The organism is Marinobacter sp. (genome assembly GCF_041687235.1).
GTDB lineage: Bacteria > Pseudomonadota > Gammaproteobacteria > Pseudomonadales > Oleiphilaceae > Marinobacter.
On the sequence record NZ_JAWLCH010000014.1, the window covers coordinates 1 to 22725 of the forward strand.

Annotated in this window: 23 protein-coding genes and 1 other RNA gene; 21 read left to right on the top strand and 3 right to left on the bottom strand. The window is 57.7% G+C overall.

Features of this window, described 5'->3' with window-relative positions:
- Positions 1–102: 102 nt before the first annotated feature.
- The 12 genes from ACESMK_RS16100 to ACESMK_RS16155 all read left to right on the top strand — a co-directional run bounded on the left by ACESMK_RS16100 (position 103) and on the right by ACESMK_RS16155 (position 10528).
- Positions 103–1653, top strand: a complete 1551-nt coding sequence (locus tag ACESMK_RS16100; protein ID WP_373000984.1) for a 2-isopropylmalate synthase — start codon at positions 103–105, stop codon at positions 1651–1653.
- Positions 1654–1689: 36 nt separating this feature from the next.
- On the top strand, positions 1690–2502 hold the full coding sequence (locus ACESMK_RS16105) for a 2-isopropylmalate synthase (protein ID WP_373000986.1): 813 nt from the start codon (positions 1690–1692) through the stop codon (positions 2500–2502).
- Positions 2502–2987, top strand: coding sequence for a ribosomal protein S18-alanine N-acetyltransferase (gene rimI, locus ACESMK_RS16110; RefSeq protein WP_373000988.1), 486 nt, complete (start codon positions 2502–2504; stop codon positions 2985–2987). Before ACESMK_RS16105 ends, rimI begins: the two co-directional genes overlap by 1 nt.
- A gap of 88 nt (positions 2988–3075) precedes the next feature.
- The gene (prfC, locus tag ACESMK_RS16115) at positions 3076–4656 is read left to right on the top strand and encodes a peptide chain release factor 3 (RefSeq protein WP_373000990.1); all 1581 of its coding nucleotides are present in this window, start codon (positions 3076–3078) and stop codon (positions 4654–4656) included.
- A gap of 21 nt (positions 4657–4677) precedes the next feature.
- Positions 4678–5463, top strand: coding sequence for a TatD family hydrolase (locus ACESMK_RS16120; RefSeq protein WP_373000992.1), 786 nt, complete (start codon positions 4678–4680; stop codon positions 5461–5463).
- A 194-nt stretch (positions 5464–5657) separates the two neighbouring features.
- Entirely contained in the window at positions 5658–6086 is a 429-nt protein-coding gene (gene rplM, locus ACESMK_RS16125; RefSeq protein WP_373000994.1) for a 50S ribosomal protein L13, read from the top strand.
- Between the two features lie 12 nt (positions 6087–6098).
- On the top strand, positions 6099–6491 hold the full coding sequence (gene rpsI / locus ACESMK_RS16130; protein ID WP_064226992.1) for a 30S ribosomal protein S9: 393 nt from the start codon (positions 6099–6101) through the stop codon (positions 6489–6491).
- 241 nt (positions 6492–6732) lie between these two features.
- On the top strand, positions 6733–7326 hold the full coding sequence (gene petA, locus ACESMK_RS16135; protein WP_373000996.1) for a ubiquinol-cytochrome c reductase iron-sulfur subunit: 594 nt from the start codon (positions 6733–6735) through the stop codon (positions 7324–7326).
- Positions 7326–8558, top strand: coding sequence for a cytochrome b (locus ACESMK_RS16140; protein ID WP_373000998.1), 1233 nt, complete (start codon positions 7326–7328; stop codon positions 8556–8558). Before petA ends, ACESMK_RS16140 begins: the two co-directional genes overlap by 1 nt.
- Positions 8558–9313, top strand: coding sequence for a cytochrome c1 (locus tag ACESMK_RS16145; protein WP_373001000.1), 756 nt, complete (start codon positions 8558–8560; stop codon positions 9311–9313). The genes ACESMK_RS16140 and ACESMK_RS16145 overlap by 1 nt, the downstream gene beginning before the upstream one ends.
- Before the next feature lie 109 nt (positions 9314–9422).
- Positions 9423–10052, top strand: coding sequence for a glutathione S-transferase N-terminal domain-containing protein (locus ACESMK_RS16150; RefSeq protein ID WP_373001002.1), 630 nt, complete (start codon positions 9423–9425; stop codon positions 10050–10052).
- 59 nt (positions 10053–10111) lie between these two features.
- Positions 10112–10528 (top strand): ClpXP protease specificity-enhancing factor, encoded by a 417-nt coding sequence (locus ACESMK_RS16155; RefSeq protein ID WP_373001149.1) that lies wholly within the window; start codon positions 10112–10114, stop codon positions 10526–10528.
- A gap of 42 nt (positions 10529–10570) precedes the next feature.
- On the opposite strand, the gene ACESMK_RS16160 is transcribed toward ACESMK_RS16155, so the two are convergent.
- Genes ACESMK_RS16160 through ACESMK_RS16170 form a run of 3 tightly spaced genes read right to left on the bottom strand, consistent with a single transcriptional unit; the run spans position 10571 to position 13488 of the window.
- Positions 10571–11161: an SIS domain-containing protein gene (locus ACESMK_RS16160; RefSeq protein WP_373001004.1), complete on the bottom strand. Its 591-nt coding sequence runs from the start codon at positions 11159–11161 to the stop codon at positions 10571–10573.
- Between the two features lie 11 nt (positions 11162–11172).
- Entirely contained in the window at positions 11173–11538 is a 366-nt protein-coding gene (locus ACESMK_RS16165; protein ID WP_373001006.1) for a YraN family protein, read from the bottom strand.
- Positions 11539–11562: 24 nt separating this feature from the next.
- Positions 11563–13488, bottom strand: coding sequence for a penicillin-binding protein activator (locus ACESMK_RS16170; RefSeq protein WP_373001008.1), 1926 nt, complete (start codon positions 13486–13488; stop codon positions 11563–11565).
- A 75-nt stretch (positions 13489–13563) separates the two neighbouring features.
- Between ACESMK_RS16170 and rsmI the strand changes: the two genes are divergently transcribed.
- The 9 genes from rsmI (at position 13564) to mraY (ending at position 22722) form a co-directional block, all read left to right on the top strand.
- Positions 13564–14460: a 16S rRNA (cytidine(1402)-2'-O)-methyltransferase gene (gene rsmI / locus ACESMK_RS16175; protein WP_373001010.1), complete on the top strand. Its 897-nt coding sequence runs from the start codon at positions 13564–13566 to the stop codon at positions 14458–14460.
- Between the two features lie 53 nt (positions 14461–14513).
- Positions 14514–14863, top strand: an RNA gene (gene rnpB / locus ACESMK_RS16180) — RNase P RNA component class A.
- A 301-nt stretch (positions 14864–15164) separates the two neighbouring features.
- Positions 15165–15617, top strand: coding sequence for a division/cell wall cluster transcriptional repressor MraZ (gene mraZ, locus ACESMK_RS16185; RefSeq protein WP_373001012.1), 453 nt, complete (start codon positions 15165–15167; stop codon positions 15615–15617).
- Entirely contained in the window at positions 15614–16597 is a 984-nt protein-coding gene (gene rsmH, locus ACESMK_RS16190; protein ID WP_373001014.1) for a 16S rRNA (cytosine(1402)-N(4))-methyltransferase RsmH, read from the top strand. The genes mraZ and rsmH overlap by 4 nt, the downstream gene beginning before the upstream one ends.
- 2 nt (positions 16598–16599) lie before the next feature.
- A complete protein-coding gene (ftsL, locus tag ACESMK_RS16195) occupies positions 16600–17004 on the top strand; it encodes a cell division protein FtsL (protein WP_373001016.1) in 405 nt (134 codons plus the stop codon).
- 34 nt (positions 17005–17038) lie between these two features.
- The gene (locus tag ACESMK_RS16200) at positions 17039–18778 is read left to right on the top strand and encodes a peptidoglycan D,D-transpeptidase FtsI family protein (RefSeq protein ID WP_373001018.1); all 1740 of its coding nucleotides are present in this window, start codon (positions 17039–17041) and stop codon (positions 18776–18778) included.
- Positions 18779–18782: 4 nt separating this feature from the next.
- The gene (locus ACESMK_RS16205) at positions 18783–20267 is read left to right on the top strand and encodes a UDP-N-acetylmuramoyl-L-alanyl-D-glutamate--2,6-diaminopimelate ligase (RefSeq protein ID WP_373001020.1); all 1485 of its coding nucleotides are present in this window, start codon (positions 18783–18785) and stop codon (positions 20265–20267) included.
- The gene (locus tag ACESMK_RS16210; RefSeq protein ID WP_373001022.1) at positions 20264–21652 is read left to right on the top strand and encodes a UDP-N-acetylmuramoyl-tripeptide--D-alanyl-D-alanine ligase; all 1389 of its coding nucleotides are present in this window, start codon (positions 20264–20266) and stop codon (positions 21650–21652) included. The genes ACESMK_RS16205 and ACESMK_RS16210 overlap by 4 nt, the downstream gene beginning before the upstream one ends.
- Entirely contained in the window at positions 21637–22722 is a 1086-nt protein-coding gene (mraY, locus tag ACESMK_RS16215) for a phospho-N-acetylmuramoyl-pentapeptide-transferase (protein ID WP_373001024.1), read from the top strand. Before ACESMK_RS16210 ends, mraY begins: the two co-directional genes overlap by 16 nt.
- The last annotated feature ends 3 nt before the right edge of the window (positions 22723–22725 follow it).

Genomic DNA, 22725 nt, shown 5'->3' on the forward strand with positions numbered 1-22725 from the left:
GATGCTGGGGTTTTTTATTGCCTGAAACTCAGGCCCTCACTCACCTCAACCCGGTGATATACTCTTTCCATAACGAACGAACTCTCAGAATGGAGCCTGCCAATGCCTGCCACTGATCACCTGGTTATCTTCGATACAACGCTCCGTGATGGTGAGCAAAGCCCCGGTGCCACCATGAACAAAGCGGAGAAGCTCCGCATTGCCAAAGCTCTTGAAAAGCTTCGGGTCGACGTTATTGAAGCGGGTTTCGCGATTGCCAGCCAGGGTGATTTCGAAGCAGTGAAAGCGATCGCGGAGTCGATCAAGGACTCAACGATCTGCAGTCTGGCGCGGGCGCTGGACAAGGATATTGATCGGGCAGCAGAGGCCATCCGGCCGGCACAGCGCGGGCGGATCCATACCTTTATCGCCACATCGCCTATTCACATGAAGCACAAGCTGCAGATGCAGCCCGATGAAGTGGTCGAGCAGGCGGTTCGCTCGGTCAAGCGCGCCCGAAGCCATGTCGATGACGTTGAGTTTTCGTGCGAAGACGCGGGACGCTCGGAACTGGACTTCCTGTGCCGGATCATCGAAGCGGCAATTGATGCAGGCGCCAGTACGATCAACATTCCGGATACGGTGGGCTACGCGATTCCGGAGCAGTTCGGAGAGACCATCCGTCAGCTTTTGAACCGGATTCCAAACGCCGATAAAGCTATTTTTTCGGTGCATTGCCACAACGATCTGGGCCTGGCTGTCTCCAACTCTCTGGCGGCAGTCTCTCAGGGCGCTCGTCAGGTGGAGTGCACCATTAATGGGTTGGGGGAGCGTGCAGGTAATGCCGCGCTAGAGGAAATCGTAATGGCGGTTCGCACCCGCCAGGATCTGTTCCACATAGACACCCGCATTGATACCCAGCACATCGTGCCTGCGTCGCGCCTGGTGTCCACCATCACCGGGTTTCCTGTCCAGCCCAACAAGGCCATCGTTGGCGCCAATGCCTTTGCCCATGAGTCGGGGATTCATCAGGATGGGGTCCTGAAGCATCGGGAAACCTACGAGATCATGCGGGCGCAGGATGTGGGTTGGCACACCAATAGCCTGGTGCTGGGCAAGCATTCCGGCCGTAACGCATTCCGTACCCGTTTACTGGAGCTCGGGATTCAGTTTGAGACCGAAACGGAGCTGAACGAAGCGTTCACAAGGTTCAAGGCGCTCGCAGATCTTAAGCATGAAATCTTCGACGAAGATCTGCAGGCCATCGCCAGCGATACCCGTCAGAAAGAGGAAGATGGCCGGTACGGTCTGGTCTGTATGCAGGTATGCTCCGAGACCGGAGTCGTGCCAAAGGCCAATCTGACCCTGACGGTAGACGGCAAAGAACACAAGGTTGAGGCAGAAGGCAGCGGGCCGGTCGATGCCACGTTCAAGGCGATCGAATCCCTGGTGGATTCGGGCTGCAACCTCCAGTTGTATTCAGTGAACAATATTACCAGCGGCACCGATGCCCAGGGTGAGGTGACTGTCCGTCTGGAACGCGGCGGGCGGATCGTTAACGGCGTGGGTGCCGATACTGATATCATCATCGCTTCCGCCAAGGCGTACATAGAGGCCCTGAACCTGATCAGTAAGGGTGGAATTCGACAGCATCCCCAGGTTGCGGATGTGTGAGACTGTAAATTCGGCTAATCCCGACGGGCGAAGTTAATGATCGGATCGGAAGCAGAGCGTCAGTTTTATCTGGGGGCGGCGGGGATACGGATGTGGTATGCCCGGCAACCGCTGCCGGGTGCGGCGCCCAGTCCAGAGTTTCAGTTTCCTGAGGAGACGTCCGCTCCGGAGGCAATCTCTGGAATTTCCGAGCCTGTACCCCGCCCGGCAAGAGATTCAGGTCGCTCGGCTCCGGGTAAACCGACAGGGTTGGATCGAACGGAAGGGGTTGCCCGAATAGCGGATCTGCAGGCCTTGATGGGAGCGGAAGCCGGTGCTTCGGGAAAAGCCTCCCGGCGGCCAGTGGAATCGCGTTCCTCAGCCGAGGCTGTTCCGGAGCCCCCGGAATCAGAGCCACAGAAAGCGATGTCGACGCCGTCGACCATGAGCCCCTCAGAAAGCGTTAATCTGATGATCTGGGCGGGTAGTGGTGTAGCGCTGATTGGTGCGATGTCTGAAGATGCCAGCAATCGGCTGCAGGAAACCCTCGCGCTGAATATTCTGAAGAGCATGGGCGAAGCCCGGCCTCGGCTTCTGGGGCATGTGTCCTGGCCCATCTTCAATAATCTGCTGGTTCCCGGCAATTCCGGTCATGACTTTGCTGAGGTTATGCGCAGTGTTCTGTCCGGTCTGGAGCGTCAGCAGGTTGTTGTCCTGCAGGGCGGCGGAGATTCAGGGCAGAGCTGGCTGGAGGAAGCGCTTGGTCGTGACGCAACACTCCGGTTTCCGCACACCCTCGCGGAGATTGCCGGTAACCCGACACTGAAACGGGTCCTCTGGCAACAAATACGGCCTCTGGTCACCCGTTAATGTGCTATCCGGAAACCTACCAAAAAGTCCTCGAGGCGGATCTGCTGCTGCGGCCACTGGCACCCGAGGACGTTCCGGCTGTGCTCGATATTGAGCGCCAGGGTTATTCCCACCCCTGGAGCGAATCGGTGTTTCTTGATTGTTTCAAGGACAGTTATCGCCTTTGGGCCGCGTGCCACGGTGGATTGCTGGTGGGCTACGCTGTGGTTGCTTACATGGTCGATGAAGCGCACCTGTTGAACATCTGCGTGCACCCGAGTGCTCGCGGTGAAGGGGTAGGGCGCCATCTTCTGAGGCATGTGCTGGCAACGGCGGCGCACGAGGGCATGTCTCAGCTTTTGCTTGAGGTCAGGGCAAGCAATGATGCTGCCATAACCCTTTACGAAAACGAGGGCTTCCAGGAAATCGGTCAGCGCCCCGGATATTATCCGGATGCCAATGGCCGGGAGGATGCCCGGGTGATGGTGCTCGGGCTCAGCCAATGATCCTTGCCGGGGTAGTTCGCGTCAAAGTGGTATAGGCCCTATAATGGCCGCCTTTTCCAGAACATCAGATTCAGGTTGCTTTTCGATTATGTCTAACCTTTCCCAGGAAGTGGCCAAGCGCCGCACCTTTGCCATTATCTCGCACCCGGACGCCGGTAAGACCACCATTACCGAAAAGGTTCTGTTGTTCGGGCAGGCCATCCAGAAGGCGGGCACGGTAAAGGGGAAGAAGTCCGGCCAGCACGCGAAATCTGATTGGATGGAAATGGAAAAAGAGCGGGGTATTTCGGTAACCACCTCGGTTATGCAGTTTCCCTACGGGGGCAAACTGGTGAATCTGCTTGATACCCCGGGCCACGAAGACTTCTCGGAAGATACCTACCGAACCCTGACCGCTGTGGACTCCTGCCTGATGGTGATCGACAGTGCCAAGGGTGTAGAGGAGCGGACCATCAAGCTGATGGAGGTTACCCGCTTGCGGGATACCCCTATCCTGACGTTCATGAACAAGCTGGACCGGGATACCCGCGATCCGGTCGAACTGATGGACGAGGTTGAGGACGTACTGAAAATTGCCTGTGCGCCAATTACCTGGCCTATCGGCATGGGTAAAAGTTTCAAGGGCGTCTACCACCTGCTTCGGGATGAAGTCATCCTTTATCAGTCCGGTCAGGGCCATATGATCCAGGAGAAACGGGTTATCTCGGGGCTGGACAATCCAGAACTGGAACAGGCCATTGGCGCCTACGCCGACGATCTGCGTGATGAAATTGAGTTGGTCAAGGGCGCGTCCCACGAGTTTGATCAGGACGCCTTCCTTGCCGGCGAACTCACCCCGGTTTTCTTTGGTACAGCCCTCGGCAACTTCGGGGTAGACCACATGCTGGACGGTCTGGTGGAGTGGGCGCCAGAGCCGCAGCCCCGGGAAACCGACCAGAGACTCGTGCAGCCTGCGGAGGATGGATTCTCGGGCTTCGTATTCAAGATTCAGGCGAATATGGATCCACAGCACCGCGACCGTGTCGCGTTCCTCCGTATTGTCTCCGGTAGCTACAACCAGGGCATGAAAGCCCGTCATGTGCGTATCGGGAAGGAAGTCCGCTTCTCTGATGCCCTGACCTTCATGGCTGGCGACCGGGAACATGCCGAGCAGGCCTTTGCCGGCGATATTATCGGCCTGCACAATCACGGCACCATTCAGTTGGGGGATACCTTCACCGCCGGTGAAGACATGAAATTTACGGGGATTCCAAACTTTGCCCCTGAGCTGTTCCGCCGGATCCGTCTGAAGGACCCGCTCAAGGCCAAACAGCTCCAGAAAGGTCTGATCCAGCTGTCAGAGGAGGGTGCTGTTCAGGTGTTCAGGCCTTTGCGCAATAATGATCTCATTGTTGGCGCCGTAGGCGTTCTTCAGTTCGATGTGGTGGTCAGTCGGCTGAAAAGTGAGTACAAGGTTGAGGCGATCTACGAGCCGATCAATGTGGCTACGGCGCGCTGGGTGACCTGCAGCGATGAGCGCAAGCTTGACGAGTTCCAGCGCAAGAACAATGACAATCTGGCACTCGACGGCAGTGACCGGCTCGCTTACATTGCGCCGACCATGGTAAACCTGAATCTGGCTCAGGAGCGGTATCCTGACATCCAGTTCCACAAGACCCGGGAGCATTGACGGCGCCGGGCGGAGGCAACTGTGCGACTCATCGACGCCCATTGTCATTTTGATTTTCCACAATTTGAGGGTCGTCGCGAGACTGAGCTTGAGCAGGGGCGCACCCGCGGGCTCGCGGGGCTCGTAATACCCGGCGTGCGTCGGTCTGACTGGGGCAGGGTCCGACAGATCGCGCTGAATTATGACGGTCTGTCTTATTGCCTCGGCGTTCATCCCTGGTTTGTGGATGAGCATTCCGACGAGGACCTTGCTGAGCTCCGGAGGTTGCTGGAGAGCAAGCCGGACCGCTGTGTAGCGATTGGCGAGTGTGGGCTCGACCGGCTCCGGGGCAATCTTGATCAACAGTGGCCCTGGTTTGAAGCGCAAGTGGATCTGGCCTGCGAGCTGGGAATGCCGCTGGTGATCCACTCGGTGAAGACACACGATGAGGTACACAGTCTGCTTAACCGTCGCCAGTGGCATGGTCGGGCCCTGATTCACGGATTCAGCGGAAGTTTTCAGCAGGCCAGAAAGCTGGTTGATCTGGGTTGCTTTATCGGAGTGGGTGGTGTGGTTACCCATGCCAGGGCCAACAAGACCCGTGATGCGATTGCAAGGTTGCCGCTGGAAGCGCTTGTGCTTGAGACGGATGCCCCGGATATGGCGCCGGAAGGGGTGTCGAAAGGGCAGAACTCGCCACGGTTCCTGCCTGACATTCTGGACGCGCTTGCGGAAATCCGCGGTGGAACGCCCGAGCAACTGGCGCCGGTACTTCTGGACAATGTGTCCCGATTATATGGTTGGTCCGCTGCTGATATAGGGGAATAACGAAACAAGCTCACGCAGGGTTGGCTTTCCCGGGAGGTTCGAGTATACTTCGCGCCCTGGCTTTTCAAGGCGATGTCATTATCTCAGCCCCGAATGATGGCAGCGCAACAACAGGTATGGAACCTCCTCCGGATGCCTTGCATTTACCGGTGGCGGTTTTTAACGTTTCTTATATAGCGTTCAAGGCGGAATCAATGAAGACTCTGAGTGCGAAACCAGAAACAGTAAAACGTGACTGGTACGTTGTAGACGCAGCCGGCAAGACGCTGGGTCGTCTGTCAACCGAAATCGCCCGTCGTCTGCGGGGCAAGCATAAGCCTGAGTATACCCCTCATGTAGACACTGGCGATTACATTGTTGTGATCAACGCGAGCCAGGTGCGGGTTACCGGCAAGAAAGCATCTGACAAGATGTACTACAGTCATACCGGCTTTCCTGGTGGCATCAAATCCATCAACTTCGAGAAGCTGGTCGACAAGGCGCCCGAGCAAGTTATCCAGAAGTCTGTCAAAGGCATGCTTCCGAAGGGGCCGCTCGGTCGCGCCATGTTCAAGAAGCTGAAAATCTATGCCGGCGCTGAGCATCCCCACGCAGCCCAGCAGCCCAAAGAACTCGACATTTAACGGAAGGCGGATATGTCTGTAGCACAAAATTACGGTACTGGTCGCCGCAAGACATCCACGGCTCGGGTTTTTATCAAGCCGGGAAGCGGTAACATTTCTATCAACGGTCGCTCAATCGAAGATTTTTTCGGTCGTGAGACTCTGCGTATGATCGTTCGTCAGCCTCTGGTTGTTGCCGAATCCACCGATCGTTTCGATATCAATATCACCGTGAAAGGTGGTGGTATCAGTGGCCAGGCCGGCGCAATTCGCCACGGTCTGACCCGCGCGCTGATGGATTACGATGAAACTCTGCGCCCTGCGCTGCGTAAAGCGGGTTACGTCACCCGTGACGCACGCGAAGTTGAGCGTAAGAAAGTGGGTCTGCGCAAGGCGCGTAAGCGTCCTCAGTACTCCAAGCGTTAATTTCGCTGGAGCAGATCCTGGAAAACCCGGCCCTTTCGGTCGGGTTTTTTTATGTCCGGGTGATTTGGCGGCAAATTGATCTGGAGCAGGGGTGAGGCGCCAGTGGCGGCTTTCCGACTTGTAAGGCCCCGGTAATTTCATTACCATTTGGGCGCTTATATTTTTGGGTTGTGAAGTCCTTTTGATGCGCATTGTCGGCTGTGTTGCAGGCGGTGGCATCGCCTGATGGGAGAAGACCATAATGAATAATGGCGACGTTAGCCAAGGCCGGCGCCGGTTCCTGATCGGTGCTACGTCTGTGGTAGGTGGAGCGGGCGTCGTCGGTGCGGCCGTTCCCTTTCTGGGTTCCTGGAATCCCAGTGCCAAAGCGGAGGCAGCAGGTGCACCGGTAACCGTCAATGTCAGCAAGATCGAGCCAGGTCAGCAGATCACCGTTGAATGGCGAGGCAAGCCGGTGTGGATTATTCGCCGCACCGATGAGATGTTGGATAACATTGAAAAATTGTCCGAGCGGATGAAAGATCCGGACTCCGAGGCTCCCCAGCAGCCACCGTATATTGAGGGGCCACTGCGAGCGATCAAGCCCGAGATCGGTGTCTATGTCGGCCTCTGTACCCATTTGGGTTGCGTGCCTTCGTATCGGCCGGAGATCGCCCCGGCAGATCTGGGTGACGAGTGGTTGGGCGGCCTTTTCTGTCCTTGTCACGGTTCACGCTATGATATGGCTGGTCGGGTGTATTCAGCCCAGCCCGCGCCCCTGAACCTCGAGGTCCCGCCTTATCGCTTTGACGACGATGCGACCCTTACGATTGGTCTTGATCCGGAGGCAGCGTAATGCAAAAGCTGATTAACTGGGTAGATGAGCGTCTGCCGATTGTTGATGCCTGGAACAAGCATCTGGGCAAGTATTACGCGCCGAAAAACTTCAACGTGTGGTACTTTTTCGGGTCCCTGGCCATGCTGGTTCTTGTTAACCAGCTGGTTACCGGTATCTGGTTAACCATGAGCTACAACCCCTCCGCGGAAGGTGCTTTTGCCTCCGTTGAGTACATCATGCGTGATGTAGAGTGGGGCTGGTTGTTGCGTTATCTGCACTCCACAGGTGCGTCGGCTTTCTTCGTCGTGGTCTACCTGCACATGTTCCGGGGGCTGATGTATGGTTCCTACCAGAAGCCGCGGGAGCTCATCTGGATCTTCGGCATGCTGATCTACCTGGTATTGATGGCCGAAGCCTTCATGGGCTACCTGCTGCCCTGGGGCCAGATGTCCTACTGGGGTGCTCAGGTTATCGTAAACCTGTTCGGCGCCATTCCGGTTATCGGGGAAGATCTTTCCCTTTGGATTCGGGGTGACTATCTGATTTCAGGGATTACCCTGAACCGTTTCTTTGCGCTCCACGTTGTGGCGCTGCCGATTGTACTGCTCGGCCTGGTTGTCCTGCACATTCTTGCTCTGCATGAAGTGGGCTCAAACAACCCGGACGGGATCGACATCAAGAAGAACAAAGACGAGAACGGCGTTCCGAAAGACGGTATTCCGTTCCACCCGTACTACACGGTCCATGACCTTATGGGTGTGGCGGTGTTCTTCTTTATCTTCTTTATCGTTGTGTTTTTCTTCCCGGAAGGTGGCGGTCTGTTCATTGAGAAGCCAAACTTCGAGCCGGCAAACGCCCTCAAGACGCCTGATCACATCGCTCCGGTCTGGTATTTCACGCCGTTCTACGCGATGTTGCGTGCAGTGACTGTTGACCTGTTTGGTCTGGACGCGAAGTTCTGGGGTGTTGTGGTGATGGGCGCAGCGATCGCCATCCTGTTTGTATTGCCCTGGCTGGATAAGAGCCCGGTGCGGTCAATGCGCTACAAGGGCTGGCTGAGCCGGATTGCCCTGGCGATTTTCGCGGTGAGCTTCGTCATCCTTGGTTATCTTGGTCTTGTGCCTGCTACGGAAGGTCGTACCATGGTTGCCCAGATCCTGACGGTGCTGTACTTCCTCTACTTTATCCTCATGCCGTTCTACACGCGTATGGAGAAAACAAAGCCAGTTCCAGAGAGGGTGACAGGATAATGAGAAAGCTGATTTTTGGTCTTTTCATCGCGGTCCTGCCAGCTCTCGGGCTGGCGGCGGGCTCAACTGTGCCGCTGGACAGCTTCGAGTCAGATCACTCTGACAAGGCGTCTCTTCAGCGCGGTGCGGCGCTGTTCACCAACTACTGCATGGGCTGTCATTCCATGGAGTTCGCCCGCTACAAACGGGTTTCGGATGATCTGGAAATTCCGGCTGAATTGTACGAGGAGAACCTGATCTTCACCGGCGCCAAAATTGGCGAGTTGATGAAGAATTCCATGAATAAGGACATGGCGGCTGACTGGTTTGGTGCACCTCCGCCCGACCTGACGCTTGAAACCCGTCTGAGGGGCGAGGCGTGGGTATATTCCTACCTGCGTGGCTTTTATCAGGACGATACCCGTCCGTTGGGCGTGAATAACGTAGTCTTCCCGGCTGTGGGCATGCCCCATGTTCTGGTTGACCTTCAGGGGTTGTGTGCGGTTGAGCCCAAGATTGGCCAGCCAGCCAGTGTGGAGCCCCTCAGCGGCAACATCAACAACGCCGACGTCTGCCCCGAGTACGCGATCGAAGGCAGCATGTCTGGAGCCGAGTTTGACCAGGCCATGTACGACCTGACCAATTTCATGTCGTACATGGGTGACCCGATCAAACTTGAGCGTGAGCGTCTGGGGATTTTTGTCCTGATTTTCGTGGCCATCTTCTTCGTGTTCGCCTACCTGCTCAATCGTGAGTACTGGAAGGACGTACACTGAGAAATAGGGTATAATCCCGTCCCCTGAGTTCCAGCGGGCAATAACCGGCCCGCTGGATTTTTGCGTTTTTTCAGGATCATTTCGGTTTGTTTACTCGTGAGGTAGTTCTATGGGCGTTGTGACCAAGCGGTCATCAATGACGTTTTTCTCGGATCCGGCCAGCCATTACAGCCACAGGGTGCGTATTGTTCTGGCAGAGAAGGGTGTTACCGTCGATATCGTTGATGTGGATCCGGACAATCCGCCGGCTGAACTGGCCGACCTGAATCCGTACAACGCCCTGCCGACCTTGGTGGATCGTGATCTGGTGCTCTATGAGCCAAATATCATGATGGAGTACCTCGACGAGCGTTTCCCGCATCCGCCGCTGTTGCCGGTGTACCCGGTTGCCCGTGCAAACAGCCGTCTCATGATGCACAGGATTCAGAAAGACTGGTGTGGCCTGGTGGATCAGATCCTGGCGCAGCCGAACGCCAAAGCCTCTGAAGCAGCGCGCAAAGAGCTGAAAGAGAGTTTGTTGGCAACGGCACCGCTGTTTGGTGAGATGCCTTTCTTCCTCTCTGAAGAGTTCACCATTGTCGACTGCTGCATTGCCCCGATTCTCTGGCGTCTCCCGTCACTGGGAATCGAGTTGAACGAAAAACAGGCCAAGCCACTGCAGAAGTACATGGAGAGTATCTTCAGTCGAGAGGGGTTCAAGGCGAGCCTGTCCGACCTGGAAGAAGACATTCGCAGCTGATTTGGTAACGTTCCGCGGGCCGGAGCAGGAGAGTGGCAGTGGCTGAGAGTAAAAACACCATGACGTCCAGCCGCCCGTACCTGGTACGAGCGTTCAATGAGTGGATTCTGGACAATGACTGCACGCCCTACATCGTGGTGGACGCAGGCATTCAGGGTGTGCAGGTGCCGACTGAGCATGTGGCAAACGGGCAAATTGTGCTGAACATCAGTCCGGGTGCCGTGCGCGGTCTGGTTATCGGCAATGGCGCACTGGAGTTCAGTGCCCGTTTCGGTGGCGTACCCATGCAGGTGTTCATTCCGTTGCAGGCGGTCATGGCAATTTATGCCAAGGAAAACGGTGAGGGCATGGTCTTCGGCAGTGAGCCGGGATCCCCGGATCCGGACGGCACATCCCGTGAGCGCGAAGGCGAGCAGTCTTCATCTGGTCAGGAAGATCGCCCTGCCGGCCGGCCCACGCTTAAAGTCGTCAAATAATTGGTTTCCCGCCTCTGAAAAGCCAGCCTACGCTGGCTTTTTTTATCCTCCGAATATCTTGCCGTCAATCAGCCCGCACAGGGCGTTAATAATCAGGAGCAGCAGAGGCGTTGCTTCAGTCGGGGTGAGATTGTTCAGCGCAATCTCGTGATCTTCGGGGTGCAGGAGCGAGGTTATGTCGGATTTCTCCCGGGCACTGAGAACCACGACGCTCATTTCCCGGTCGTGGGCGGCCTGGATAGCCTGGATGAGATTGGCCTTGTGTCCGTCATCAACAACCACAAAGAGCAGGTCGCCTGGCTTGCCGATTGCCCTGACCTGACGAGAGAAGGTGTCGTTAAAACGGTTATCGCGGCAGATAGCGGAATAGGTCGTCGCGTCGGCCCCGAGGTTGATAGCGGGTAGAGCGGGTCTGTCCTGTTCGAATCGGTTCAGAAGCGCAGTACAGAAGTATTGGGCCAAAATGTTGGCATTGCCGTTTGCGCAGGCAATAATCTTTCCGTCCTGGAGCAGGGTGTTCACGAAGGCGTTGGCGACCTCCTCAATGGCGGGGCCTGCGGTGCTCGCGGCCTGCGCCGTATGCTCCATGTGGCTTGCAAACCACTGGTTGATCTGGTGTTCGGTGTCGTTCATGTTCTAGGTCACTATCCTGCCAGAATTGCATTCCTGATCCATTGTACCCGGTATTTTTTGACGGTTCCCGGACTGATGGCAATGACATCAATTCGCGAGACGCTATCCCAGAGACCGTGTCTGTGCAGGTAGAATGACACGGCTCGAATCAGGCGCTTCTGCTTTGGGTAATTGATTGAACTTGCGGGGTCAACGAGACTGCCTGCGCCCCGGTATCGAACCTCGAAGAAGACGAGCGTGGCGCCATCCCGGCCCACGAGATCTATTTCGCCGCCACGATTGTAGACATTGCGCTCAAGTATCTGAACACCCCGGCTTGCGAGGTAGCGGGCGGCGACACCCTCGAAGTGATTTCCCAGATGTTTGGTGCCATCCATGGCGGTTGCTTTGCTCCTGCAGTGTTATTCCGAGAGGCGCCTCGCGTCTTCCTCGGGCGGTGTTTCGTTTTCTTTGGTCTCCGGTTCCGGGATGAGCTCCGGGGCGCCATTGCGGAACTGTGCCCAGAGCTGTTCGCGATGGATGCTGCCTTGGGGTGTCATGGTAAGAACGCCGGTCTGCCCGGTTATTGAGGCATTTTCAACCTGTCTTAACAGGGGCAGGCGTTTGCTCAATTGCCAGGCGTCAGCCCCCATGGCGAAGAGGCGACCGGGCTGGCCGCGAGTGCCGGACAGATTTTCCGTGGCTCTGGTGCGCAATTCATTGTCTTCACCCAGAACCCAGGGAATATCGGTGAAAATCACGCCGTTCAGATCCCGATCCCGAGAAGGCGCCGGTGTGCCCTCGTAGATGATGGAGGGAGAGTAAACCGGCAGGTCGCCACCGAAATAGAACGCAAACAGTGGCTTGAACTGACGGGCGACGGTGGGCTCTGCCACCATGACAATGGCGTCGGCATCCTGCCGGCGCCTTGGCTCGAATTCAACGTTCATACCAATGGTGCGTTCAACCTGGATGGCCCTGTCCCGGGAAACGGTAATTCCCAGCAGGTCGGCCGTTACGGCGCGGAGATTGTCCTCCCGGAAGAAGCGTTCGATATCCAGAGCAACACCTTCGTGGGTGGCCATCCGCTTCAGCAGCGCAAATTCGACGCGATCGCCCCACTCCCCTTCAGGAATGAGAACGAGAACCTGGCTCAGTTGCTCGGCTGCAAGTCTGTCCGCTATCTGCCGGGCCTCGTCTTCCGCCGAAAGGCCAAACTGGTAAAGCCCGTCTGGTGATTCTTTTTCCGACGGCAGGTAATTCAGTCCCAGAGCGGGGACCGGTAAGGTGTTCATCGAGCCAAGACCGGCAAGCGCTTCCTTTTCCAATGGACCGACCACGAGGTCGATATCCTGCTTGGAGATTTGTTCATAGAGTTCGCTGAAGGGGGTTTCCGAGGTGTCGAAGATGCGTATGTCTGTCTGTTCCCGGTCGGTGGAGTCGTCAAGATAGTAGGCGGCAAGAAAGCCATCCCGAATCGCTTTTCCGGCAGTCGCCAGCGGGCCCTGCAGTGGCAAAGCCAGGGCGATTTTTTCCGGGCGGCTATCGGCGAGCGTTGCGACCAGTTGCAATTTCGAGGGCAGCACCTGGGCGGCAGGGTGGCCGGGCCAGTTGTTTTGCCAGCCGCGAATGATCCGCCCCTGTTCATCAATGCCGGCATCGGGTGTCCGGATAAGGCCGGCCAGCTCCAGCCAACCCTGGACTTCATAGCCGATGGCGTCTTCCGATGCGGACGTCAGTTCGTTGTCGGGCACCTGTTCGAGCAGAGACCAGACCCGGTCATGTATTTTCTGGGCGTCCGCACTGCTATCGGTCTGGGCCAGCAAAATAAGGGTCAGGGCGGCGGACATCGGGTCGTCTGCCAGGGCGAACGTGTCTGCCTGCAGGTTCGCCGCACGGGAGATCAGGTCACTCGGGTAGTTAATAAAGTCGGACGGAGTCAGGCTCGCGGCAATCTCTTTTGCCCAGGATTCGTCCTCCAGGGCGGTTGCACTGGCCATGGACAGAAGGCGTTTCTGATTGCCAAGCCCGGGAGCGGGTTGCGCCAGGCGAGGACTTTGCAGTAGCGTTCTGGCCGCCACATGATTGTCTTCGTCCTGGAAGCGGCTGGCGATCCGAAGAAGATAGGCCTGGGCTGTTTGGGCGTCGTCTTCCTTGCTGGCCATTTCAAGGGCCTGATCGGCCGTTTGTGCAATATGCGACTCGAGGTTCACGCTGGCGCAGCCGGCGGAAAGAAGTGCGGCGGTTAATACGCTGGCCAGGGCTCGTTGATGAATGCAGATCTTTATCATGGCAGGCTCGACATACTCCGGATGATTGGGCTTGTAGCGCCAGACTAACGGTGGCAAGTTTAACAGCTCCGGGGGTAATTCACATGACGTAACTGTCACGGTCCCGGAGTCCGTAACAGAGAGGCAGAAACTTTGAAAAACGTGGTCAGTGATTTCCCGCCGTCAGAAGCTGGAAAGGCCGGATCGGCAGGAACGCTCTATGTGGTTGCCACGCCCATTGGCAATCTTGATGATCTGTCTCCAAGGGCAACCCGGACACTTGCCGCCGTTGATGTGGTGGCGGCTGAAGATACCCGGCATAGTGGTCGGCTGCTGAGCCATCTCGGCATTCAGAAGCGCTTGATCGCGCTGCATGACCATAATGAGAAAGATCGTGCCGCCGGCCTCCTGGCCGAGCTGGAAGCAGGCCGTGATGTCGCCCTGATCTCTGATGCCGGCACTCCGCTGATTTCTGATCCCGGTTATGTCCTGGTGCGCGATGCCCGGGCGGCCGGTTTCGTCGTCAGTCCGATTCCCGGGCCCTGCGCTCTTGTCGCTGCACTGAGCGCCGCCGGTTTGCCAACGGACCGGTTCCTGTATGTAGGGTTTCTGCCTGCGAAACGTTCGGGTCGAAGAGCCAGTCTGGAGGCGCTAAGTAACGAGACGGCGACCCTCGTTTTCTACGAATCGCCTCACCGGATCCTGGAATCCGTTCGGGATGCCAATGAGGTTTTGGGATCCGATCGAGAGATGGTCCTTGGTCGTGAAATTACCAAGACCTTCGAAACCTTCTATTCCGGCTCGGCGGCAGAGGTTCTGGCAGAGTTGGAGCGAGACCCCCACGGAAGCCGCGGCGAATTCGTGGTTATGATTCGTGGTGCGGTCGCCCAGGCGGGTGACAGTGAAGCAGCTGCCATGGATGTAGATCGGGTGCTTCGTGTTTTATTGGCGGAGTTGCCGGTCAAGAAGGTCGCCAAAATGGCTTCGGAGCTGACCGGGCTGTCGAAGAATGAGCTTTATCAGCGGGCCCTGGCGCTGAAGGATGGTTGAACTCGGTGGCGGTTTCTCTTGCAAGGCTATGGGCGCAGGAGTATTGTCTCGCCCGAGCTCGCCAGACAGTCGCCGCCGGTTTTCCGGGGGAGGAAAGTCCGGGCTCCACAGGGCAAGGTGCCAGGTAACGCCTGGGCGGCGCGAGCCGACGGAAAGTGCAACAGAAAGCATACCGCCTAAGCGCCTTCGGGCGCCGGTAAGGGTGAAACGGTGCGGTAAGAGCGCACCGCGTGGCTGGTAACAGTCCACGGCGATGGTAAACCCCACCTGGAGCAAGACCAAATAGGAATCCAATGGCGTGGCCCGCGCTGGATTCGGGTAGGTTGCTTGAGGTCTGTGGTGACGCAGGCCCTAGATGAATGACTGTCCAAGACAGAACCCGGCTTATCGGCGAGCTCGCTCTTTCCCTTCCTGTGACGTCTGTCATTCTCAGCAGGCGTCCTTTATAGCCAAAAAATCTTAAACCTCACTTGTCTTCTTCACATCTTTTTGCAGGTATTTGATTTTCCTTCTTTTCTTTTCCGTAATCTCACCATTTCATCGAATCTGACTCTGTAACCTCTTGTCGTTAAAGGAAGTTTCCCTGGTGTGGCGCTGTTTGCGGCGCTTGCATTGTGTATTGCGTGTTTCTATAGTGTGCAGAAGTGGGAAAAAGTGGTTTCTAGTGGTTTTTTGTGGATATCCGGCACCCAGAGACAGCGTAAATGAGCAATTTTCTTGGCAGTCATGCCATCAATATGGATGCGAAGGGTCGCCTGGCGATCCCCGCCAAGGTGCGCGAGGAGCTCGCGCAGGCCTGTGGTGGGCGCATTGTATTGACGGCAAACGCTGACGAGGAACGGTGCCTGTTGGTCTATCCCGAGCCCGAATGGGAGGTTTTGCGGCCCAAAATCGAGGCACTTCCGAACATGAACAAGGCGGCCCGTCGCCTGCAGCGTCTGATTCTGGGTAACGCTGCCCCCATGGAGCTCGACTCTGCCGGGCGCATTCTTATTCCGCCAACCCTCAGAAGCTATGCCCATCTGGAGAAAAAACTGATGTTGATCGGGCAGGGCAAGAAGCTCGAGCTGTGGAGTGAGGAGCGCTGGTTTGCCTGGCTTGATGAGTCCTCCGATGACGATGAAATGCCGCCTGAGATGGAGGCGCTGTCCTTATGACCTCCGATCGCAGTCAGGAGGCCGGGGCGGCATACTCGCATCGCTCGGTGCTCCTGGATTCGGCGGTCGACTATCTGGTCAATGACCCCGATGGCTATTACGTGGATGGCACCTTTGGCCGGGGTGGCCACAGTCGGTTAATTCTGGGTCGTCTCGGAGAGTCGGGGCAGTTGCTTGGGATTGATAAGGATCCCGAAGCTATTCGCGCGGCAAGAGAACTGGAAGCACAGGATAGTCGCTTTCGCAGCTTTCACGGTTCCTTTGCCGAGCTGGAAAGAGCGGTGGCCGGTCAGGGGTGGAAAACGGTTAGTGGTGTTCTGCTGGACCTCGGTGTGTCATCGCCTCAGCTGGATGATGCTTCCCGTGGGTTCAGCTTCATGCGAGATGGCCCTCTGGATATGCGCATGAATACCGAGCAATCGCCCAGTGCGGCGGAATGGTTGGCAACGGCGGAAGAGTCGGAGATTGCGAATGTGATCTTCCGGTACGGTGAAGAGCGTTTTTCCCGTCGCATTGCCCGGCGCCTGGTCGAGCGTCGGCAGGAGGCGCCCGTTGAAACCACTCGCCAGTTGGCCGAGCTGGTCAGTGAGGCGGTGCCGAAAAAAGAGAAGCACAAGCATCCGGCCACCCGGACCTTTCAAGCGATCCGGATCTTTATCAACCGGGAGCTGGAGGATCTGGAGGTCGGTCTTCAGGCCGCAGTTGATCGCCTTGCCCCCGGTGGGCGTCTGGTGGTCATCAGCTTTCATTCTCTGGAAGACCGGCTCGTTAAACGGTTTATGAGGGATCTGGCCCGAGGCCCCCAGCTGCCGAAAGGGGTGCCGGTCACTGCGGAGCAGGAGGCGTCGGACTTTCGGCTTGTTGGCAAGGCCAGCAAAGCCGGTGCTGACGAAGTAAGCGACAACGTACGCGCCCGCAGTGCAGTTATGCGGGTGCTGGAACGCACCGATATCAGGAAAAACTCGCAGGGGAGCGCGTAATCATGGGCGCGGTAGCCATCGAAGAGCCGGTAAAAACGGCGAAGCTGAACAAGCAGAGGGTCCGGGACGGTGTTGCAACCGCGGTCCGGATTTCAAGGCAGGTGTTCGCCGCGACCCGGCAGGGCAAAGTGCTGGTCTCACTTGGGCTGGTTGCCGTGTTGCTGGCGTCCTCCATCGGTGTGGTGGTGAGTGCCCACGAGAACCGCGAGCTCTTTAATACCCTGTCGCAGCTTCAGTCCGAGCGCGACCGCTATCAAAGTGAATGGAGTCAGCTGCTGCTTGAACAAAGTGCGCTTAGCGCTCACGGTCGAGTCGAAAAGCTGGCGGCTGAGCGTTTCAGCATGGTAGTGCCGGGGCGCCAGAATATTGTGCTGGTACCTCTGATGTCGCCGGTTGCAAACCGATAATAAACGAAAACAACAACGATTCAGGGTGATCGACGTGTCCGATCAGGGAAAGAAGACAACATGGGGGCAGCGTTTGGCGTCCGGGCTGGCAGCCTGGCGCTTTGGCTCCGTCGTGGGCGTCTTTCTCGTGGTCGTCGGTGTGCTGGGTTGGCGTCTGGTCGACCTTCACGTGGTCGATAACGAGTTTCTCCGTAAGCAAGGCGATGTCCGGACCATCCGAGTCGAGAGTATTGATGCCCATCGTGGCGTTGTCACTGATCGCTACGATGAGCCGTTGGCGGTCAGTACGCCGGTGCAGACCATCTGGGCGAACCCGTCCGAGGCTGATCCCTCCGAGGCCCGCCTGACCAACCTTGCGCGGCTTCTGGACATCAACGAGGCCTCCCTCCGGCAGCGACTGAAAGACTATTCCGGACGCGAATTCATCTACCTGCGTAGGAAGGTTCAGCCTGACCTGGCTCGCAAAGTCCTGGCGCTGGAAATTGGCGGCATATACGCCCGGCAGGAGTACCGCCGATATTACCCGGCGGGCGAAGTAACGGCGCACGTGGTGGGGTTCACGGATATTGACGAGCGTGGTCAGGAGGGCATTGAACTGGCCTATAGCCAGTGGTTGTCTGGCGAGGCGGGTCGAAAACGAGTTCTGAAGGATAACCGTGGCCGGACTATCAAGGATCTGACCCTGATCCGGGACGCCAGCCCCGGGCGGGACCTGGCGCTCAGTATTGATCTGCGCCTCCAGTACCTGGCTTATCGGGAACTCAAGGCAGTGGTCGCCGCTCACAACGCTCGAGGGGGCACGCTGGTGATGCTCGATGTGGATACCGGTGAGGTTCTGGCGATGGTGAATCAGGGCTCCTATAACCCCAATGACCGCAGCCAGCTGGCGGCCGAGAATCTCAGGAACAAGGCCATCACGGACCTGTTTGAGCCGGGTTCAACCATGAAGCCTATCACCATGGCTGCCGCACTGGAGTCCGGTAAATACTCGGTTAATAGCACCATTGACACCAGCCCAGGGTTTCGACGTTTTGGCCGATTTACCATCCGGGACCACCGCAACTATGGCGTGATGGATATGGCTGACATCATTGTCAAATCCAGCAACGTTGGAATCAGTCGGATCGCGACGGAGCTTGGCGGCGATGCGATCCGGGATCTATATGCCCGTCTCGGGCTCGGGCAGCCCACTGGTATCGGCTTTCCGGGCGAGGCAGTGGGTGTCCTGCCATCTCCGCCAAAGTGGCGGCCGGTGGAAGAGGCAACGCTTTCTTACGGCTATGGCATGAGTGTGAACGCCCTCCAGCTGGCCCAGGCCTACATGGTCATTGCCAACGGTGGTGTGCGCTATCCCTTGAGTCTGGTCAGGCAAGACCGGAAGCCGGAGGGGCAGCGGGTTCTTTCGGAGCAGGTGACCTACCAGGTCCGGAACATGCTGCGGGAGGCCGTTTCAAGAGGCACCGGCAAGCGGGCAGAGCCCGGGTTCTATTCGGCCGGGGGCAAGACCGGTACTGTCCACCTTGTCGGCGCACAAGGGTATGAGGACAGTCAATACAAGGCCATTTTTGCCGGTATGGCGCCCATTGATAATCCGAGATTGGTTACGGTTGTGGCCGTTGATGCGCCGCAGTCCGGAGAATATTACGGTGGTGAAGTGGCGGCGCCGGTGTTCTCGCGGGTAATGAGTGACGCACTGCGACTGTTGAATGTGAAGCCTGAACTGGAAGTGGGGGACGCCGAAATGGCCTCTTCTGCATCCGGAGAGCGAGGGTAAGCCTATGTGCATCACATCACTCAGCACGTTATTGCAAGGTATCGTGGCGGTTCCGTCGGTGTTCGACGTGACGATTCACGGTCTGAAAACTGACAGTCGGGAAGTGAGTTCCGGAGATGCCTTCATAGCGCTCTCTGGTGCTCGAACGCCGGCTGATTTTTATGTCGATAAGGCCATCGAGGCAGGTGCGACGGTTATTCTTCTGGAAACCGACAGGCCCGGCGAATGCAGGGAGCGGCACGGCGCTCTGGTCGTACCGGTAGCGGGGTTGCGCAACCTGGTGGGCCGGATTGCAGACCGGTTCTTTGAGCACCCTTCGCAACGGCTTCGTCTGATCGGCGTTACCGGCACCAACGGCAAGACCTCGGTGTGTCAGTACGTGGCCCAACTGTTGAAGGAGACGGGGACTCCCTGCGGCATTCTCGGCACCCTGGGGTACGGCATGCCTGGTGCGCTTCAGCCCGCCACTCACACGACGCCGGATGCGGTTCAGGTGAACCGGGTTTTGTCCCGGATCGTGAAGCAGGAGGGGCGTGCTGCGGTAATGGAGGTCTCCTCCCACGCGCTGGATCAGGGACGGGTGAATAATCTCTCTATGACCGGGGCCGTGTTTACCAATCTGACCCGGGATCATCTTGACTATCACGGCTCCATGGAAGCATACGGTGCAGCGAAGGCTCTGCTGTTCCAGCGCGAAGAGCTGCACTTTTCGGTTATCAACTTTGACGACCCTTTCGGTCGCCAACTTTACGAGCAACTGCAGGGCAAATGTGATCGCGTTCGCTACAGCCTGCATGAGGCCCAGACCGAGCTCTGGTTACGAGAGTTCCGGCCAACCGATGAAGGTTTTGAGGCGGACGTGGATGGCGAGTGGGGTCGGTTTGTGGTCACGGTTCCCCTGATGGGCAGCTTCAACGCGAGCAATGTTCTGGCGGCGATGGCAACGGTCCTCACACTTGGTGTTCCGGTCGAGCGTGTGCAGCAGGCCGCCGGCCGACTCACGCCGCCCCCTGGGAGGCTCGAAAGGTTCGGTGGCGCCAATGGTGTCAGAGTAGTGGTCGATTACGCCCATACCCCCGATGCCCTGGCCAATGCCCTGGCAGCGCTGCGCCCGCATGTGGCTGGTGAACTGATTTGTGTATTCGGTTGTGGCGGTGACCGCGATGCCGGTAAGCGTCCGGAAATGGCCCGGGAAGCCGAAGAGCTTGCAGACCGTGTGGTGGTTACCGATGACAACCCCCGCGGCGAGGATCCCCGAGCAATTGCACAGGATATTCTTGCCGGATTCTCGGATACGGCACAGGTGTCTGTTATCCACGATCGGGCTGAAGCCATCCAGTCGGCGATCTGTTCGGCCACTCCGAACGACCTCGTTCTGATTGCAGGAAAAGGGCATGAGGCCTACCAGGAAATCGCCGGCCAGAAATACCCGTTCAGCGATGCCGAGCAGGTTCGCCACATCTTGAAACTCAATGGGGGTGTGGCATGATGCGCGCCTTTTCGCTGGCGGAAGCCAAGAACTGGCTGGGTGCCGAGTGCCCGTCGGGCGATCCTGCGTCAGTGAGTTTCACCGGGGTTTCCACCGATACCCGAACCCTGGAACAGGGGCAGCTGTTTGTCGCCCTGCGAGGTGAAAATTTTGATGGCCACCGGTTCCTGCAACAGGCGCTGGATAAAGGTGCAGTTGCCTTGGTGGTCGATACGTCGGATAGCAGTGTCGACCTGCCCCAGCTGGTGGTAGGCGACACGCTGGAAGCCCTGGCCCGGCTCGCGGAGGGCAACCGTGAAGAAAGCAAAGCCGGCATTCTTGCGATTACCGGTAGCAGTGGCAAGACGACGGTCAAGGAGATGTGCGCCGCCATTCTCTCGCAGATGGGCAAGACGCTTTCGACAAAAGGCAATCTGAACAATCACATTGGTGTTCCGCTTACCCTGTTCGGTCTTTCGCCGGAACACCGGTATGGCGTGATCGAACTGGGTGCCAGCGGGCTGGGTGAAATTGCTCATACCGTTGCCCTGGCGAAGCCCCGCGTTGCCATCCTCACGAATGCAGGCGAGGCCCATCTGGAAGGATTTGGTAGCTACGAGAATATTGTTCTGGCCAAAGGCGAAATCATTGATGGCGTGGCGGCAGATGGGCTGATGGTGCTCAACCGCGACGACCCGGCTTTCGATCAGTGGAAAAAACGGGCCGGAGCCCGCCGTGTTGCCGGAGTCAGCCGTCTCGGTGCCGAGGCAGATTATCACGCGGTCATTGAGAGCCAGGGCGCTGGATCCAGAATCGTTCAAGTGAGCGGCCCGGACGGCTGGCATTGCCGGGTTTCCCTCGGGCTTGAGGGCGACCACAACATCACCAACATGATGCTGGCCATCGCTGCCACCCGTGAACTGGGGGCCAGTGATCAGGCAATAGTTGACGGTCTGGCCAGCGTTGCGCCGGTGCAAGGGCGGCTCCAGGTTCTGAAGCTGTCGCCTGAAATGACGTTGATTGACGACAGTTACAACGCCAATCCGTCGTCCATGAAAGCCGCGCTCGGGGTTTTGGCCGGGCGCGAGGGGCACAAGATTGCGGTACTCGGCGCCATGGCAGAGCTTGGCGCCGAAGCGCGGGCACTGCACCGGGAAGTGGGGACGTGTGCCAGGGAACATGGCATTGATCGATTGATTGCCGTGGGGGCCGGTTGTGAAGGTTATGCCGACGGGTTTGGTGAGTCCACAGAGCTCGGGCTGAGCCATGAAGCGGCGATTGAATCGATTGTCGGGGCAAAAAACACACCGTTGACAGTGTTGGTCAAGGGTTCTCGCAGTTCTGCCATGGAGCGTGTGGTGGAGGGAATTAAAGAAAAGGTGAATAACTCATGCTGCTCTGGCTGACAGAGGTCCTATCTCAGTATTTTTCCGCACTGACGGTGTTTCAGTATCTGACCCTGCGCGGAATCCTGGGAACGCTTACCGCGCTGCTGATTTCGCTGGTCATCGGGCCGGTGATGATCCGCAAGCTGAGCCAATACCAGATTGGCCAGGCAGTAAGGGATGACGGTCCACAGACCCATCTCAGCAAAGCCGGTACGCCGACCATGGGTGGCGCGCTGATCCTGGTGGCCATCGGCATCAGTACGCTGCTCTGGGCAGATCTTGGCAACCGCTATGTATGGGTCACCCTTCTGGTGACACTGCTGTTCGGCGCCATCGGCTGGGTCGATGACTACCGCAAGGTGGTAGAGCGTAACCCCCGTGGCTTGCCGGCGCGCTGGAAATATTTCTGGCAGTCGGTCATTGGTGCGACGGCGGCGGTCGTGCTCTTTTTCAGCTCCGCCTTGCCCCAGGAGACATCCCTGTACGTGCCGTTCGTCAAGCAGGTTTCCCTTACGCTGGGCCCGGTGCTTTTTATTCTGCTCAGCTATTTCGTCATTGTGGGTAGCAGTAATGCCGTCAATCTTACCGACGGACTCGACGGGCTGGCCATCATGCCGACGGTTATGGTGGCCGGCGCCCTTGGCCTCTTTGCCTACCTGTCGGGGCATGCCCAGTTTGCCAACTACCTGCTCATCCCTCACCTTCCGGGCACCGGTGAGCTTATTGTTTTCTGCGGCGCCCTCGTCGGAGCCGGGCTTGGCTTCCTCTGGTTCAACACCTACCCGGCCCAGGTATTCATGGGTGATGTGGGCGCTTTGGCCCTTGGCGCAGCCCTGGGTGTGGTTGCGGTTATTGTTCGCCAGGAAATTGTCCTGTTCATCATGGGCGGGGTGTTCGTGATGGAGACCATATCGGTGATCCTGCAGGTTGCGTCGTTCCGCCTGACCGGCCGGCGGATCTTCCGCATGGCGCCGCTGCACCACCACTTTGAATTGAAAGGCTGGCCGGAGCCGAGAGTGATTGTCCGGTTCTGGGTTATCACCGTCGTTCTGGTCCTGATTGGCATCGCCAGTCTGAAACTGAGATAGGAA